Consider the following 16386-nt stretch of genomic DNA (forward strand, 5'->3'; position numbering starts at 1 on the left):
CGCGGCCCTTTTCTTTTCAGGTGGGTGTGCGACGACCCGGGGCCCCTATCCGTCCAACACAGTACAGTGACGCCCTTTTCTTCCGTGGGCCCTGCTGTGCCGGGCCGGAGCTTCCATGCGGTTCCCGCGCGCCCTGTCGCTGCTGCTCTCCCTGATCCTCACCGCGTGCCCCGGCTCCGAGCCCATCGTCCCCTTCGTTCCCCTCACGGACGCGGGTTCGAACACGGGTGACGGGGGTGATTCGTCCCTCACGCTCACCACCGAAGAGCTCCCGGCCGCCACCGTCTCCCAGCCCTACCGCGTCACCCTCGCCGCCTCCGGCGGCTCGCCCGCGTACTCGTGGCAGCTCATCCAGGGCGCCCTGCCCGCGGGCCTGTCCCTCTCCATTGCAGGCGAAATCGCCGGCACCCCCTCCGCGCCGGGCTCCACCTCCTTCACCGTCGAGGTCCGCGACTCGGCCGGCCGGTTCGCGCGCAGGATGCTTGGCATCGACGTCCGCGGCTCCAGCTTCGAGGTCGCCACCGCCTCGCTTCCAGACGCGTATCTCGGCAGTGAGTACACGCCCCTGCTCTCCGCCTCCGGCGGCACGGCCCCGTACATCTGGGTCCTCGCGGGCGGCTCGCTGCCCTCGGGCCTGCGCCTGGGCGCGAATGGCCGCTTCGCTGGCACCCCCGTGGGCTCCGGGACCTTCGCTGTCACCCTCAGCGTCCAGGACGCATCCGGCCTCTCCGCCCAGAGAGACCTCACGCTGTCCGTCTTCGCGCCCCCGTCCATCTCCGGCGCCACGCTCGACCTCGCCGTGGTCGGCGCTCCCTACTCCGCCTCCCTGAACGCCAGCGGCGGCAAGGCTCCACTCTCCTTCCGCATCGCCTCGGGCTCACTTCCGGAAGGACTTCGGCTGGAGGGCGGCTCCGTGCTCGGCACCCCCACCACCCCGGGTGCCACGTCCTTCACCGTCGAGGTCCAGGACATCAATGACCGCGCCGCGTCCGCCGCCTTCCAGCTCACCGTCCGCGGCGGCCTCACCGTCACCCCCACCACCCTGCCCGACGCGTACACCGATGCCCCCTACGGCCAGGGCCTCGCCGCAGCAGGCGGCCAGCCTCCGTACACCTGGGCCCTCACGCAGGGCTCGCTGCCCGCGGGCCTGCGACTGCTCGACTCGGGCGCCCTCGACGGCACCGCGTCCGCCGCCGGCACCACCTCCTTCACCGTCCGCGTCACCGACGCGCTGAGCGCCACCGATGAGCGCCAGGTGTCCCTCACCACGTATCCGCCTCCCTCGCTCGCCGCCGTGCCCGCCCAGAGCGCCTACGTCGGTGACAGCGTCGCGCTGCCCTTCTCCGCTTCCGCCGGCAAGGCTCCGTACCTCTTCACCGCTTCGGGCGTGCTCCCTCCCTGGCTCGCGCTCGCGGGAGAGGGGCTCCTCCATGGCAAGCCCGCCCAGGCCGGTGTCTTCAACTTCAATGTCAGCGCGCGTGACGCCAACGGCCGCACCGCCTCGCGCCCCGTCTCGTTCACCGTCCACGCGCTCCCATCCATCACCACCACCACGCTTCCGGATGGTGACCCGGGCAAGGCGTACTCCACCCGCCTCGCCGCCTCGGGTGGCCGGGCTCCGCTCACCTGGTCCCTCGCCTCCGGCTCCCTGCCCTCGGGCCTGTCGCTCGCTTCCGACGGCACGCTGAGCGGGACGCCTTTCGGCACTGGCGCCTCGTCCTTCACCGTGCGCGTCACCGATGACGGCGGTCGCACCGACAGCCGCGTGCTGTCCCTCACCGTCTACGCTCCGCCCATCGTCACCACCAGCTCGCTCCCCGACGGGTACGTGGGCGGCACGTACACCGCCAGCCTCACCGCTGCCGGTGGACGCGCGCCGCACTCGTGGTCCATCGACTCGGGCTCCCTGCCCCAGGGCCTCGCCCTCACGTCGAGCAGCGGCGCCATCACCGGGACTCCCGGCGCGAGCACCGGCACCTTCTCCCTCACCGTCCGCGTCACCGACAGCGGAGGGCGCACCTCCTCTCGCACGCTGGCGCTCGTCATGTACCGGCCGCCGTCCCTCTCCGGCCCGCCCCTCCAGCTCGACGGCTATGTCTCCGAGCCCTTCAGCGTCACGTACCTCGTCAGCGACGGGAAGCCGCCGCACACCTTCTTCACCCCGAATCCCCTGCCCACGTGGCTCGTCCTCACCAGCGGCGGCGAGCTGACCGGCACGCCCTTCGCCGCGAGCACCACCTCCGGACAGGTCGGCATCTCCGACGCCAATGGCCGCACCCACTCGCGGGCCTTCGCGCTCACCACCTACCTGCTCCCCGCTGTCGTCACCAGCTCGCTCCCCGAGGGCCGCGGTGGTGAGCCCTACCCCACCACCTCGCTGGTCGCCTCCGGCGGCAAGGCCCCGCTCACCTGGAGCATCGCCTCGGGCTCGCTGCCGGCGGGCCTCACCCTGTCCAGCACGGGAAGCATCAGCGGCACGCCCATCAGCGGCACCACTTCGTTCACCGCGCGCGTCACCGACGCCAACGGCCGCGCCGCGCTGCGCACCCTCACGCTGCCTGTCTACGTCCCGCCCCTCGTGACGACGGCCTCACTCCCCGACGCCGTCCGGGGCCAGCCCTACAGCGCCACGCTCACCGCCTCCAATGGCCGGGCCCCGCTGGTCTGGAGCCACACCGGCGCGCTGCCCGCGGGACTCTCGCTGTCCTCCTCGGGCGTCATCTCCGGCACGCCCACGGCGAGCGGCTCCGCGAGCTTCACCGTCACCGTGCTCGACGCCGAAGACAACGAGGACTTCCGCACGCTGTCGCTCAACGTGCGCGGCACGGGCGCCCCGCTCACCGTGGGCCATTGGAACCTCGAGTGGTTCGGCGCCCCCAACCAGGGGCCTCCGAACTCCACCTCCGACGGTGGCACTCCCGACGACCTGCAGATTGCCTACGCGCGCGACGTCATCGGCGACGCGGGCGTCAACGTGTGGGGCTTCGTGGAGATGGTGGACTCGGCGGACTTCGCCACCCTCAAGGCCCAGCTTCCCGGGTACAGCGGCTTCCTCGCCAACGACCTGTCCTTCGTCCCTGGCGGCTCGTCCTGGTACAGCTCCGGTGAGCAGAAGCCCGGCATCCTCTACGACAGCTCCCTCACCTGGCGCAGCGCCCAGCTCATCCTCACGGCGCAGGCCGCCGACTTCGGTGGCCGCCCACCCCTTCGCGTGGACTTCACCCTGCGCGTCGGCGGCGCGGACGTGTCCCTCGTCGTCATCGTCGTCCACATGAAGGCGTTCGAAGACGAGGTCTCCTACGGGCAGCGGCAGCGCTCCAGCGCCGCGCTCAAGAGCTACCTCGACACCACCATGCCCTCCGAGCGCGTGCTCGTCATCGGCGACTGGAACGATGACGTCGACCGCTCCATCAGCCGCGGCAATGACGGCCTGTACCTCGCCAGCCCCTTCGAGCCCTTCGTGCTCGACACGTCCCGCTACACCTTCATCACCCGGCCGCTGTCGCTCGCCGGGGAGCGCACCACCGTCTCGTACCGCGAGGCCATCGACCACACGCTCGCCACCAACGAGCTGGCGGTGGACTACCTGTCCGGCTCCGTCCGCGTGCTGCGCCCCGACAGCTGGATTCCCAACTACGGCAACGTCGTCAGCGACCACTACCCCGTCGTCAGCCAGTACGCCCTGGGCGGCGGAGGCAACTCGGAGCCCTCGTCCCCGCCCAGGCTGTTCATCAACGAAATCCTCGCCAACGAGCCCGCCGGAGATGGTGGCGTGGGCGACCCCCACTTCGAGTTCATCGAGGTGCTCAACTTCGGCGACTCCAACGCGGACCTCTCCGGCTGGAGCCTGTGGGACTCGGCCGTCGCGCGGCACGTCTTCCCCTCGGGGACGACGCTCGCGCCGGGCCGCGCCTTCGTCGTGTACGGCGGGCCTCGGGGCTTCGAGGCCGGCACGCCCAACACGCTGGCCGCGTCCACCGGACAGCTCGGTCTCAACAACGATGGCGACGTCCCCAGCCTCCGCGCTCCCGACGGCGGCATCGTGGACATGGTGGGCTACGGCAGCACCATCGACAACGTGTCCATCAACCGGATGCCGGACGCCGTGCCCGACGCGGGCTGGGTCCCCCACACCACGCTCAATCCGGGACTCGGCTCCTCCGCGGGCCGGCGCGCGGACGGCGGCGCGTTCTGACACGCCAGCCCGCGCGGGGGACACGGGCTCAGCGCAGCCGCGGGGCTTCTTCGCCCCGCGGGCCGGGACGCGTGTCCCGGCCGGGCAGCACTTCCACCTGGCGCGCCACCAGCCCTCCCGCGCCCTCGTCGTAGTGCACCCGGACCTCGTCGTCCTTCTGCATCGCCCTCAGCGGCACGACGTCCTTGCCCACCACAAGCCGCGTGTCCGGGCTCACCTCGAACTCGTGCTCGGTGCCTTCCGCGTCGCGGATGAGGAGCTCATCGTCTCCGACCCAGGACACCTGGCCCAGCACGCTCCGCGCGGACTCGGGACGACCAGAGCCGCCCTGTCCCGGCTCGGGCTCGGGCTGCGGTGTCAGCTCGGAGGGCCCCTTCAGGTTCTCCGGCTCCGGTGCCCGCTCCTTCGAGGCCATGAGCCCCCGCAGGACATCGGAGCGTCCTTCTCGCTCGCCCGCCGAGGGATTCGACGGCCCCTCGGCCTCGTTCCGGCACCCCAGCGCCAGGCTGCCCACCACGAGCGCCACACATGTCCAGCCGCGTCTGCTGGTCATCGTCCCCTGCCCTCCTGCCCGTGCAAGAAGTCCGAGGGCCCGGGCCCGCAGCCCCGGTTTCCCTCCCCTCCCATCAAGATGCGAACGGTCCAGGCGGCCGAGAACCCAGCGGCTCCAACCTCCCGGACCCCAGGGAGGGCGGGCAGGCGGCAGAGCACCGTGCCGCCTGCCCGGACGAGCGCGGCTACTTCGCGGACTCGATGACGTAGATGAGCGTCACCTTCGCCTGCACCGTCTGCTCCTCCGGCTGGATGGGCGTCGTGGCCGCGCGGGTGTCCGCCATCTCCGCCATCGCCAGCCGCGCCGCGTACAGCCTCGGGGGCTCCGTCACCGTGCTCGCGTCCAGCACCGCGCCCAGCTTCACGTTCAGCGCCGCCGCCAGCACCTCCGCCGACTTGCGCGCCCGGGCCACGGCCTGGCGCAGCGCCTCGCCCTGCACCGCGTCCTCACGGCTCAGCCCGAAGCGCACCTGGTCCACCCGGTTGGCTCCCGCCGCGAGCGCCTGGTCCAGCAGGCTTCCCACCCGCGACAGCTCCTTCACGTGCACGCTGACCACGTTGCTCACCCGGTAGCCCTTGAGCTTCGGCTCCTGCTCGTTGGGCGCGGGCGGCGCGTACTCCGGGTACACCGAGTAGTTGCGCGTCTGGATGTCCCGCCGCGCAATCCCCGCGGACGTCAGCGCCGCAATCACCTTCTCCATCCGCTTCGCGTTCTGCTCGCCCGCCACCTTCGCGTTCGGCGCCACCGTCTCCACCGCCAGGTCGATGAAGGCCTCGTCCGGCTGCGCCTTCACCTCGCCCGTGCCCTCCACGCGAATCGTCCGCACGGCGGGGTCCACCGGCGGGCGCGGCTGGGACACGGGCTCGGGCTGCGCGGAGGCCACCAGGCCGGTGAGCAGCAGCGCGGCGAGCAACAGGGAACGGACAGGTCGGGCAGGGAGCATGGCGCCTCCTCGGGCGTGCGGGGTCGTGATGCGACGTCGTCCCCCCAAATGACGGCAGGGCACCGCGCGGCATTCACTCCGCCTCGGTGCCCTGCCTTCTTCATCTCCCTGCCTCGGGCGCGTGCCACGAGCTGGAACCGCGGGCCCCTGGCGCGCGTCTCAGCCCTCCGCCCGGCCCAGGCTCACGGGCTCGCCGCGTCGCCGCCCGCCTCGTACGCCGCCGGGCGGGGCTGCGGCTTCGAGCTCGGACCGAGCCCCGCCACCGAGCGCACCTTCGTGGTCGCCTTGCGGCGCGCGGCCCGCAGCGCGTCCCGGCCGATGTCCATCACCGCAGACACCGCGCCCGCCACCAGGTTGCCCGGCGGCGTGTCCGGCGCCAGCGGGTGCGGCCGCGTGGGCGCCGCCTTCTTCGCCATCTCCAGCACGTCCGCCATCGTCCGCAGCTCCTGCGGGCGGAAGGCCTTCTTCACGGCCGGGAAGAGCTCGCTCTCCTCCTCCAGCACGTGCGCACGCACGCTCTCCATCAGCACGTGCACCTTCGCGTCGAAGCGCTCCGCCTCGGGCGGCATCGCGTCCAGCTCCGCGAGCACCAGCTTCACCACGTGGTGCTCCTCCAGCGCGTTCAGCACGTCGCTGCCCAGCTCCTCCGCACGCGCGCGCACCGCCGGGTAGAAGACCTGCTCCTCGATGGCGGCATGCACGGACAGCTCGTGCACCAACTGGTCCACCAGCTTGCGCTTCAGCTTGTGGGCGTTGGGGCCCGCCTTCTCGTACTTCCGGAAGAGCTGCTCCACCGTCTTGTGGTCCGCCTTCAGCAACGCGATGGCATCCATGAAAACCTCCTTGAAGTCGTGAGGCCGCGCATCCCCCGCCGAGCGCAGAACTCCTGGCGCAGCGCGGCACGTAGTGGATGGTGGGGATGGTGCCTCCCGCATGCCGGGGTGGCTCGGGGATGGCCCGCTGCCCCGCATGCCCGGCAGGCAGCCGGGCGACTTCTTCCGATCTCCACTCCGCCAGAACGCGCCGTGTGTCCTTTCAAGGGGTGCGGGTGTCACGAAGACGTGCCGCGCTCGGCTCCGGCAGCCGCGAGCGGCGGGGCTTCAGCCCGTTTCACGGGGCCTCAAGGACTTGCACCGACTTGAAGCGGACGAACACCCTGTACTCCGGTGCAATCACCGCTCGGACGGTCGCTGCCCAATGTCCGGGGCGCCCTGACCGGGTGGCGGCGTCCCGCCGGCGGCGAGCAAGGGGAAGGGGAGACACCGTGGTGAATGACACCCTGCGGGTGCGGGTCGCGAGCATCACTCGCGAGGCCGAGGACATCCTGTCGTACGAGCTGGTCGCCGAGGACGGAGGCGCGCTGCCCGGCTTCGAGCCCGGTGCCCACCTCCAGGTGCGAGTCCCGGGGCCGGGGGACTTCGTGCGCTCGTACTCGCTCTGCAATGACCCGGACGAGACGCACCGCTACGTCATCGCCGTGCACCTGGACGGCAAGGGGCGCGGTGGCTCGCGCGCCATGCACGAGCGCGTCCACGTGGGTGACGTGCTGGAAGTGGGCGCGCCCACCAACAACTTCCCCCTGCTCTTCGCGCGCAGCTACGTGCTGGTGGCGGGCGGCATCGGCATCACCCCGATGCTGGCCATGGTGCGGATGCTCGAGCGCACCGGGGCGAACTACACGCTGCACTACTGCTCCCGCACGCCCGAGCGCACCGCCTTCCGCGAGCTGCTCTCCACCGCGCCCTTCGCGGACCGCGTGCGCTTCTACTTCGACGGCGGAGACCCGTCGAAGGGCCTGGACGTGAAGGCGCTGCTGGCCACCCGCGGGCCGGGGGCGCGCCTGTACTGCTGCGGCCCCGCGGGCCTGATGAAGGCCGTGCGCGACGCCGCCACGCACCACCGCTGGCCCTGGGAGAAGGTGCACTTCGAGTCCTTCACCGCCGAGGGCACCGGCGCCGCCTCCGGACAGGTGGACTCCGACTTCGAGGTGTCCATCCGCAGCACCGGCCAGGTGCTCAACGTGCCCGCCGGGCAGTCCGTGCTCAACGTGCTGCGCCGCAACGGCGTGCGCGTGCAGAGTGACTGCGAGGCCGGCTCGTGCGGCACGTGCGTCACCCGCGTCTGCGAAGGCCAGCCCGAGCACCGCGACACGTTCTTCCAGCAGGAGCCCGCGGGCGACAAGCGCATGCTCGTCTGCGTGTCTCGCGCCCGCTCCAAGCGGCTGGTGTTGGACTTGTAGCCTCGGGGCTACGCGGCCCGCTCGGAGGCCGCGCGGCGGACGCGCGCGACCTCGGTGCGGATGAGCTTGCGCAGGGCCTCGGGGTCGAAGGGCTTCTCCACCCGGGGGTTCTCCACCCGCTCCAGGAACGTGCGCGCGGCCGGCGTGAAGGCCCCGCCGGTGATGAAGACCACCCGCTCGGCGACGCGCGGTGCGGTCCGCTGCAGTGCCTCGAACAGGTCCATGCCCGTCATCTCCGGCATCATCAAGTCACAGAGCACGATGTCGTAGCGCAGCTCCGGCGCCGTCAGCTGCGCCAGGGCCTGCCTCGCGCTCACCAGCACCTCGACGTCGTTCTCCCGCGACAGCGTGCGGCGGATGGCACCGCTCACCAGCGCATCGTCGTCCACCACCAGCACGCGGCCACGCGCCGGCACGGGGCCCTCGCCAGGCACCTGCCCCTCGGCTGACTCCGGCGACGGGATGTCCGTGCGGGGCTCGCGGGAAGCGCCCTGCGCGTCCGGAGCCTGCGCTCGCGCCACTTCGTGGAGGGCTCTCGCGGAGGAGGTGGGCTCGACACCCGAGGTCGAAGCCCGCGACGCGGTGGCTCCGGCATCCCCGTTCGGCGTGAGGGGGGCGGGGGGAGTGGCTGCCTCCGAGCCTGTTCCCGACAGAGTGCCCCGTGCCTGCACCGGCACGGCGGGCGACGACAGCGAATCCCGCGCGGAGCCCCGCCCCGGCGCGGGGGCCACCGACTGCGGCTCGCGCGCGGTGCTCCAGCCCTGCACCGCGGGCACGGACGGCGACTCGCGCGCGGCGCCCTGCACCTTCACCGCTGGCACCGCGCCCGCTTCACGCACCTCGCGTTGCACCTGCGCCGCCGAGGCCGGCTTCGACTCCTGCGCGGTGCCCTGCACCTTCACCGCTGGCACCGCGCCCGCTTCACGCACCTCGCGCTGCACCTGCGCCGCCGATACTCCCGCTTCACGCACCTCGCGCTGCACCTGCGCCGCCGAGGCCGGCTTCGATTCCAGCGCGCTGCCCTGCACCTGCACCGCGGGCGCCGCTCCCGCGTCACGCACCTGCGCCGCCGAGGCCGGCTTCGACTCCTGCGCGGTGCCCTGCACCTGCACCGCCGGCACCACTCCGGACTCACGGGCGACGCGGGGCGCCGCCGGCACCGCAGTGGACTCGGGGGGCGCGCGCCTGAGCGTCACGCGGAACACCGCGCCCCGGCCCGGCTCGCTCTCCACGGAGATGGTGCCCCCCATCGCCGACACGTACGCGTGGCACAGCGACAACCCCAGCCCCGTGCCCACGCCCGGCGGCTTCGTCGTGTAGAACGGGTCGAAGATGCGCCCGAGCGCCTCCGGGGCGATGCCCATGCCCGTGTCGCGCACCTCCGCGACCACCATCCCATTCGGCGCCAGCCGCGTGACGAGCCGGACCTCGTTCTCCTCCGCCCGCCCCTCCGGCAGCGCCTGCGCCGCGTTGATGAGCAGGTTCAGGAACACCTGCGCCAGCCGCGCCTCGTTGCCCTCCACCCTCGGCACGTCACCGTAGTCCCGCGCCAGCTTCGCGCGGGGGCGCAGCTCGGCCATCGCAATCTTCACCGCCGAGTCCAGCACCGCGTGCAACTCCACCGGCCCCTGCTTCTCGTCGTCCGGCCGCGAGAAGGTCTTCAAGTCCCGGACGATGCGCCGCACCCGGTCCGCGCCATGCAGCGCCTCGCGCAGCGCCTGGCTCACCTCGCGCAGCCTCAACCCCGCGCCCCGCATCTCCCCCAGCTCGCGCGCGAGCGCTTCCGCCTCCTCGCTCGCGTGCTCCAGGTTCGACACGATGTACGCCAACGGGTTGTTGATTTCGTGCCCCACCCCCGCCGCCAGCTGCCCCACCGCCGCCATCCTCCCCGCCTGGACGAGCTGCGCCTGCGTCTGCCGCAGCGTGCGCATGTGCGCTTCCAGCTCCTCGTTCGCCCGCGCCAGCGCCCGCGTGCGGTCCTGCACCCGCTCCGCCAGCCACCGCTCGCGCGCCTTCAGCTGCCCCACGCGCAAGAGGTACACGCTCACGCCCAGAAGCCCCGCCCCCAGCACGCACAAGAGCCAGAACCCCGTGCGCTGCCAGAGCCTGGGCTCCAGCGCCACGTCCAGCACCACCGGCGCGGACCAGGCGCCGTCGCGGCCCTCCGCCTGCACCTCGAAGCGGTAGCTGCCCGGGCGCAGCCCCGTGTACGTGGCCATGCGGGCTTCCGCGTTCACCCAGCCGTCGTCGTGCCCCTTCAGCTGGTAGCGGAAGCGCAGCCGCGCCGCGTCCACCGGTGAGAAGGCCGTGAAGCGAATCTCCAGCCGCGAGCCTCCCGGCGGCAGCTCCACCCGCCCCGCCACCGGCACCGGCTGTCCCTGCACCCGCACCTCTTCAATCCGCACCTCGGGCGGCTGACGGCTCGCGTGCACCTGCACCGGGTCCACCGAAATCGCGCCGCTCAGGTTGGTGAACCACAGCCGCCCGTCCTTCGCCCTCCAGCCGGACGGCTGCGTGTTGCCGTTGCACTCGGCGCTGCGCATGCCGTCGCGCTGGTCGAAGTCCAGCGAGGACACGCGCGGGCGCTTCTTGTCCGCCACCTCCTCCAGCTCGCGCCGCGACACGCGGGACACGCCCTTGTTGCTGCTCATCCACAGGTGCCCGTCCCCGTCCGGCACCAGGCTGAACACCGCGTCGTCGTACAGCCCCTGCTGCACGGTGAAGCGCGCCCACTTCTCCTCGCGCCACCGCCCCAGCCCCGTCTCCGTGCCCACCCACAGCGTGCCGTCCTCGTCCGCCAGCAGCGCCAGCACCAGGTCTCCCGGCAGCCCGTCCTTCTGCGTGTAGTGGCGGAAGCCCTTCTTGTCCCCCTCCCAGAGCATGAGCCCCGCCTCCGAGCCGAACCACACCTGCCCCCGCGAGTCCTCGGTGATGACGATGACCGGGTGGGTGAAGCCCTGCTTCGCGGCGAACAGCGTGGCGTCGCCCTCGTGGATGCGCACCAGCCCCGACTGCGTGCCCACCCAGATGTCGCCCCGCGAGTCCACCAGGATGGCCGTCACCACGTCCTGGGGGCCCCCCTGCTCGCGAGCAAGCTTCGTGAAGCGCTTGCCGTCATACCGGTACAGGCCTCCGACGGTGCCCACCCAGAGCGTCCCGTCGGCCGCCTCGTGAATCGCGGGGATGACCTTCTCCGCCAGCCCCTCCTCCGCGCCCACGTGGCGGAAGACGCCGTTCTCCAGGCGGTACAGGCCGGCGCCCACGGTGGCAATCCACATGGTCCCCCGCCGGTCCTCCAGCACGGCGCTGACCGTGCCCTCCGGGTCCAGCCCCTCGGGCAGGCCGTAGGTGGAGAACGAGCCGTCACGCAGGCGGAACAGCCCCGAATACGTGCCCACCCACAGGTGCCCGTCCCGGTCCTCCAGCAGGGACAGCACCTCGGCCTCCACCAGCCCGGTGCCGGGCACGGGCGCGCTGAAGCCGTCCGCGGTGTGCCGCACCAGGCCGCCGCGGCGCGTGCCCACCCAGAGCGTCCCGTGCGTGTCCGTGAACAGCGCGGTGACGGAGGTCGCCGGCAGTCCCTCGTCAGCGGTGTAGCGCCGGGCCACCGTCCCGTCCCAGGAGACGAGCCCCGAGCTGGTGCCCACCCACAGCACGCCCGACGAGTCCCGGCTCAGCGCATGAATCTCCGGCCGCGCCTTCGGCACCGGAAGGGCGAAGGCGCCTTGCTCCACCTCGCCGCCCACCACCCGCGCCAGCCCGTTCTTCGTGCCCACCCACACCGAGCCGCCCTCGCCCCGCGTCAGCGCGGTGACGTACGAGGACGGCAGCCCCTGCTCCATGGTGAACTGGCGCGCCGCCCCGTCTCCCAGCGGCACCTGCCACAGCCCCACCGTCGTGCCCACCCAGAGCACGCCCTCGCCCACCAGCAGCTCCTCCACCTTCACGCCGTCCAGCGGCGCGGCCGCGCCCCGGGCGCGCTCGAAGCGGCCGTCGCGGTACGACACCAGGCCCTGCTGGGTGCCCACCCACAGCGTGCCCGACGCGTCCTCCGCGAGCGCCTTGATGGTGTGGTTGCGCAGCTCCTCCGTGTTGCGCTTGTCGAAGACGACGAAGCGCGCCCCGTCGAAGCGCACCAGCCCTTCCCACGTGCCCAGCCACAGGTAGCCGTCGCGCGTCTGCGCCAGCGACAAGAGGCTGTTCTGCGGCAGCCCGTCGTCGCTGCGCCAGGAGTCCTGGCTGAACTGCGAGACGCGGCGCTCCGGGTCCAGGGCCATGCCCGGCCTCGCGAGGAGGAGCCCTGCGAGGAAGAAGAGCCCGATGAGCCCACGCCACCCGGCGTGGGGCCTGTACCCCGGAATGCACATGAGGCCCCTAGTGTCCGGCAGAACGGGTCGGGAGGCCAAACGAGGTACGTGTCACCCCAGGTGGAACGTTGAGTGGGCCAGCCTCGGCGGCAGCGGCGGGGGCGCGACCTCCATCCCCTGTACAGCCCCCCACCGCTCCCGCCGCTGCCGCCCCGCCCGCCACCGACCACCACGCCGGAGCCTTCCCGGCGTCCATCTGGCCTCGACGACCGCGCTCGCCGACACGAAGCCCCGGTGGTGGTGGAGGCTTCGCCGCATCGCGCTGGACTGAAGATGAGAGCCGTTCCCCTCTGACGCCACTGCGAGAAGGCGACAGGAGGCACGTCCTCCGGTCGAACCAGGCCGGCACACCGGGCGCCGTCCGCCTCGCCCGCCTCCATTCGCGGCCCGGGGAGGCCGTCATCCGGGGAGGGCGGGAAGGTGGACACGCGGCGGCGGGCCGGCATCGTCCGGAAGTCGCGGGAATCCCGAGCTTCCGCGCGGCTCGCGCACGGGGCGCGGCGCGTCCGGGACACGGCGGCACGCGAGGTGTTCCCCGGCTGTCACGGCGGAATGTCCGTGCCACCCGGAGTCCCGGGCCAGTCTATGCTCCTGCCTCCCGAAAAGAGGGTGGATGAGCGACGGGGCGTTGTTCTCGATGGACTCGGTGAGGCCCGAGTCCCGGTACCAGTGGCACCTCTGGCTGGCGGACCTGCTGGACCTGGCGACGGCGGCGCTGGTCGGCTGGGCCGCGCTGCGCCTGCTGGAGGTGGAGCGCACGGCGGGGACGATGCTGCTCGCCGTGGCACTGGCGTGGCTCGTCGCGTCCGCGGTGGGCGGGCTCACCGGCCGGACGCTGTGGCGTCAGGTGGCCGGCGTGCGGCTGGTGCGGGGAGACGTGGCGCCGGGGCTGCCGCTGGGGCTGGCGCGGGCCGCCACCGCGCCCCTGGAGTTGCTGCTGTCGGGCGTGCTGCACCGGCGTCCGCTGGACGCGAAGCTGGGCGTGCACGCCGAGCCGGTGGCGCCAGGCGCGGGCCCGCGGCTGAAGGGCGTGGCCGTGCAATTGCCGTGGCTGGGGGTGCTGGCCGGCGCGGTGTGGCTGCTCCTCACGCCGACGAAGGCGGAGACGCTGAAGTACCTGGGGAAGACGCTGACCGGCTGGCACTGCTGCCACGGCACGCGGGACTCGACGTGGGAGTGCCGGCGCTCACTGGACCGGCTGGTGCGCAACGCGCGCGGCGGGGATGCGGAGGCGAAGGCGCTGGTGGCCGACTGCCCCGTGGCCCTGGACCGGCTGAACGAGTGAGGGGCGCGGGCCCCGGCCCGCTCCGCGGGAGGCTGGCTACTTCAGCCTCCTCTTCTCCACGGTGTATTCGCCTTCGTTGCAGAAGATGCCCAGCTTGCTGGAGCCCAGGTCGAATTTCGCGTCCGGGTTGGACCTGAATTGCCTCTCGGGAACCGACCGCTCCTCGTTGGCCGCGACGTTGCCCACCAGGGCCACTCTGCGCACGGGCATCACCACCGAGCATCCGGTCCATGGCGTGGTGCCCAGGTTGCGGATCTTGATGGCCGAGTTGTTGAGGTTCTCAATCATGTTCGGCAGCGACATCTCCGCATAGAGGGCCTTCTTCTCGGGCTTCACGGGCTCCTCGACGGTGGCCGGCTCCTCGGTGTCGGTGGCCGGCTCGGCCTTGTCGGCAGCCGCCACGAACCTGGACACGTCGATGAAGAGGTCACCGTCGGCGGTCAGCAGCTTCTCTTCGAGCTCGAGGAAGACTCGCATGGGATGCAGCCTCTTCGCCCTGGCAGACGGCTCCACCACCCGGGCCTTGCCGAGCCATTCCCGCTTGTGCTTCAGCGAGGGGCCCACCACGTCCACCTCGACGTCCAGAGCGAGGCCCGCCGCACCTGCCCGCGTGACGTAGAACCTGCCGTTGTCGCGCATGACAGGGAGGACCTTCGCCGGGGTGACGTACTTCACGGTCGGCGTGGTCGTGGGAGCAGGGGTGGCAGCGGAGGTGGGCTTCTTCTTCCCGGAACCCTTCGCTGTCGTCGTGGACGCCACGGGTTCCACCGGCTCCGGCTTGCCCGGCGTCGTCACATTGCCGGCGGTGACGCTCGCCGAGGACGGCACGGCCGTCGCCGCCGGAGCGCCCTGGCCCGCGGCAGCGACCACGGTCCCTGCGTCCCCGGTGCCAGCCGTCGGAGTTCCCGTCGTCGCGGCTCCCGGGTTGGAAGCCGTGCCCGAGGTCCCCGCGGCCACCGTGCCAGCCGCCTCGGGCCCCTTCCCGGTGTTCGTCGGGGAGGCCGGCGTGTCCTTCGCCGCGGTGGCCGGAGGCTGCGCCGGGACCTGCGCCCCCGGCCGGCGAACGAACAGCGCGGTGGTGGCGGCGGTGGCAATCACCAGCAGCACGGCGATGGCGGCGTAGAGCCCCGTCGGGCGCCTCCGGGCCGCGCGCTCCTCCAGCGCCTCCTCGGCGGCGGCCGCGTCCACCTCCACCGCGGGCACCGGGCGCGACGGCTTGCGCACGGCCTGGCCTCCACTCGGCGCGCGAACCGGAGCGGGCGCGGGGCCGGAGGGCTGGCGCACCGTGGTGGCGCCCAGGTCCGCGTCGTCACCGTCGGCATACACGGCGTCGGGCCGGGCCACGCCTCCCGAGCGGGGCTTGGACGGCGCGCCGCGGCTCCCGCTGCGCACCATGGTGGACTCGTAGCCGGAGGCATCCTCCTCCGCCGTCGGCTGCGGGCCGGTGCCGAACGTGCCCGTGCCCGTGCCCGGCGCGGGGGTCCGGTGGTGGCCGGAGGACGAGCTGACCTTGGAGATGAGCTTGCGCTGCGAGGCGAAGGCCTCCGGGCACAGCGCGCGGACGAACTGGCCCACCTCCTCCGCGCCCACCGCCGCGCCCGTGCGGACCAGCTCCCCGTTGAGCGCGCGGGCCCATTCATCCGAGCGCCCGTAGCGCGCGTCCTGCTTCGCCTCCAGCGCGCGCCGCACGACGGCGTCCAGCCCGGCGTCCACGTCCGGCCGGGCCTCGGTCAGCGAGGGCACCACCGGCTGCGACATGGCCGCCATCATCTCCCCCACCGTCCCGTGGGGAATCAGCGAGCGGCCCGCGAGCATCTCCCACACCACCACGCCGGACGAGTAGATGTCGCTGCGGTGGTCCAGGCCTTCCGCGCGCACCTGCTCCGGGGACATGTACCCCAGCTTCCCCATCACCGTGGCCGGCAGCGTGTACTTGCTGCGCGCCGCGGACTTGGCGAGGCCGAAGTCGATGACCTTCACCTCGCCCTCGTACGACACCATGACGTTGTGCGGGGACACGTCGCGGTGGACGATGCCCAGCGGCGTGCCGTCCGGCCCCGCCTTGCGGTGCGCGTAGCCCAGGCCCTCCGCCATGCGCTGGCCGATGAAGAGCGCCACCGGCACCGGCACCTGGACGTTCTGCGCCCGCGCCTGCTCCAGCAGGTACGCCAGGTCCACGCCGGCCACGTACTCCAGCGCCATGAAGTAGGTGCCGTCCGCCTCGCCCATGTCGTACACCTGGGCAATCGACGAGTGCACGAGGTGCACCAGCACCTTGGCCTCGTGGTGGAAGCGGTCCAGGAACTGCCGGTCCTTCAGCAGCGTCGGCAGAATCGTCTTGACGATGCACGGCTTCTCGAAGCCGGCCGCGCCGCTGATCTTCGCCAGGAAGACCTCGCCCATGCCGCCCTGGCCCAGGGGGTGGACGAGCTCGTAACGCCCGAGGAAGCGGGGGGACTCTGTAGGTGCGGTGCTCATGGCTTCTCCCGGCAGCGAAGCACCCGGCCCTGGACGAATCAAGCAGGCGGGGGGACTTCCCATGAAATGGACACCCCTGGCGCGCTGAACGGAAAGCCCCTCCCCCGGGGAGGTGTCAGACCCTTCCGGCAAGACTGTCCGTGAAACCGCCAATACGTCCCTGGCTCCGCGTCGTTGAGACTTTTCACGAGTGAGTCCGGGGCCCACCCGTCGGTCGGGGTGGGCGACTGGAGCGCGACGCCGTAGGCGCGGCTCCAGGGGCGTGCAGGGTTCGGAAGCGGTTCCGGCCCCCAACACACGGGATGTGAACCTCCACACCTCCCGTT

At 72.3% G+C, this 16386-nt stretch carries 8 protein-coding genes; 3 read left to right on the forward strand and 5 right to left on the reverse strand.

The features are described 5' to 3' along the window. Positions 1 to 115: 115 nt before the first annotated feature. Positions 116 to 4195, forward strand: a complete 4080-nt coding sequence (locus tag ACX9TP_RS47150) for a putative Ig domain-containing protein (RefSeq protein ID WP_482977296.1) — start codon at positions 116 to 118, stop codon at positions 4193 to 4195. A gap of 28 nt (positions 4196 to 4223) precedes the next feature. Here ACX9TP_RS47150 and ACX9TP_RS47155 read toward each other — a convergent pair whose 3' ends face one another. The 3 genes from ACX9TP_RS47155 to ACX9TP_RS47165 all read right to left on the reverse strand — a co-directional run bounded on the left by ACX9TP_RS47155 (position 4224) and on the right by ACX9TP_RS47165 (position 6524). After that, positions 4224 to 4748: a hypothetical protein gene (locus tag ACX9TP_RS47155; RefSeq protein ID WP_482977297.1), complete on the reverse strand. Its 525-nt coding sequence runs from the start codon at positions 4746 to 4748 to the stop codon at positions 4224 to 4226. Positions 4749 to 4932: 184 nt separating this feature from the next. Next, entirely contained in the window at positions 4933 to 5691 is a 759-nt protein-coding gene (locus ACX9TP_RS47160; protein WP_482977298.1) for an SIMPL domain-containing protein, read from the reverse strand. Between the two features lie 182 nt (positions 5692 to 5873). Beyond that, positions 5874 to 6524 (reverse strand): hemerythrin domain-containing protein, encoded by a 651-nt coding sequence (locus ACX9TP_RS47165; protein WP_482977299.1) that lies wholly within the window; start codon positions 6522 to 6524, stop codon positions 5874 to 5876. A 434-nt stretch (positions 6525 to 6958) separates the two neighbouring features. On the opposite strand from ACX9TP_RS47165, the gene ACX9TP_RS47170 reads away from it, so the two are divergent. Further along, a complete protein-coding gene (locus tag ACX9TP_RS47170) occupies positions 6959 to 7930 on the forward strand; it encodes a PDR/VanB family oxidoreductase (RefSeq protein ID WP_482977300.1) in 972 nt (323 codons plus the stop codon). A gap of 8 nt (positions 7931 to 7938) precedes the next feature. Here ACX9TP_RS47170 and ACX9TP_RS47175 read toward each other — a convergent pair whose 3' ends face one another. Further along, positions 7939 to 12297 carry a two-component regulator propeller domain-containing protein gene (locus ACX9TP_RS47175; protein WP_482977301.1) on the reverse strand — a complete coding sequence of 1453 codons (4359 nt, stop codon included), beginning with the start codon at positions 12295 to 12297 and terminating at the stop codon, positions 7939 to 7941. 613 nt (positions 12298 to 12910) lie between these two features. Between ACX9TP_RS47175 and ACX9TP_RS47180 the strand changes: the two genes are divergently transcribed. Beyond that, positions 12911 to 13582, forward strand: a complete 672-nt coding sequence (locus tag ACX9TP_RS47180) for a hypothetical protein (RefSeq protein WP_482977302.1) — start codon at positions 12911 to 12913, stop codon at positions 13580 to 13582. Positions 13583 to 13618: 36 nt separating this feature from the next. Here ACX9TP_RS47180 and ACX9TP_RS47185 read toward each other — a convergent pair whose 3' ends face one another. Further along, positions 13619 to 16060, reverse strand: coding sequence for a serine/threonine protein kinase (locus ACX9TP_RS47185; protein WP_482977303.1), 2442 nt, complete (start codon positions 16058 to 16060; stop codon positions 13619 to 13621). Positions 16061 to 16386: the final 326 nt, after the last annotated feature.

The organism is Pyxidicoccus sp. M15 (genome assembly GCF_056858435.1).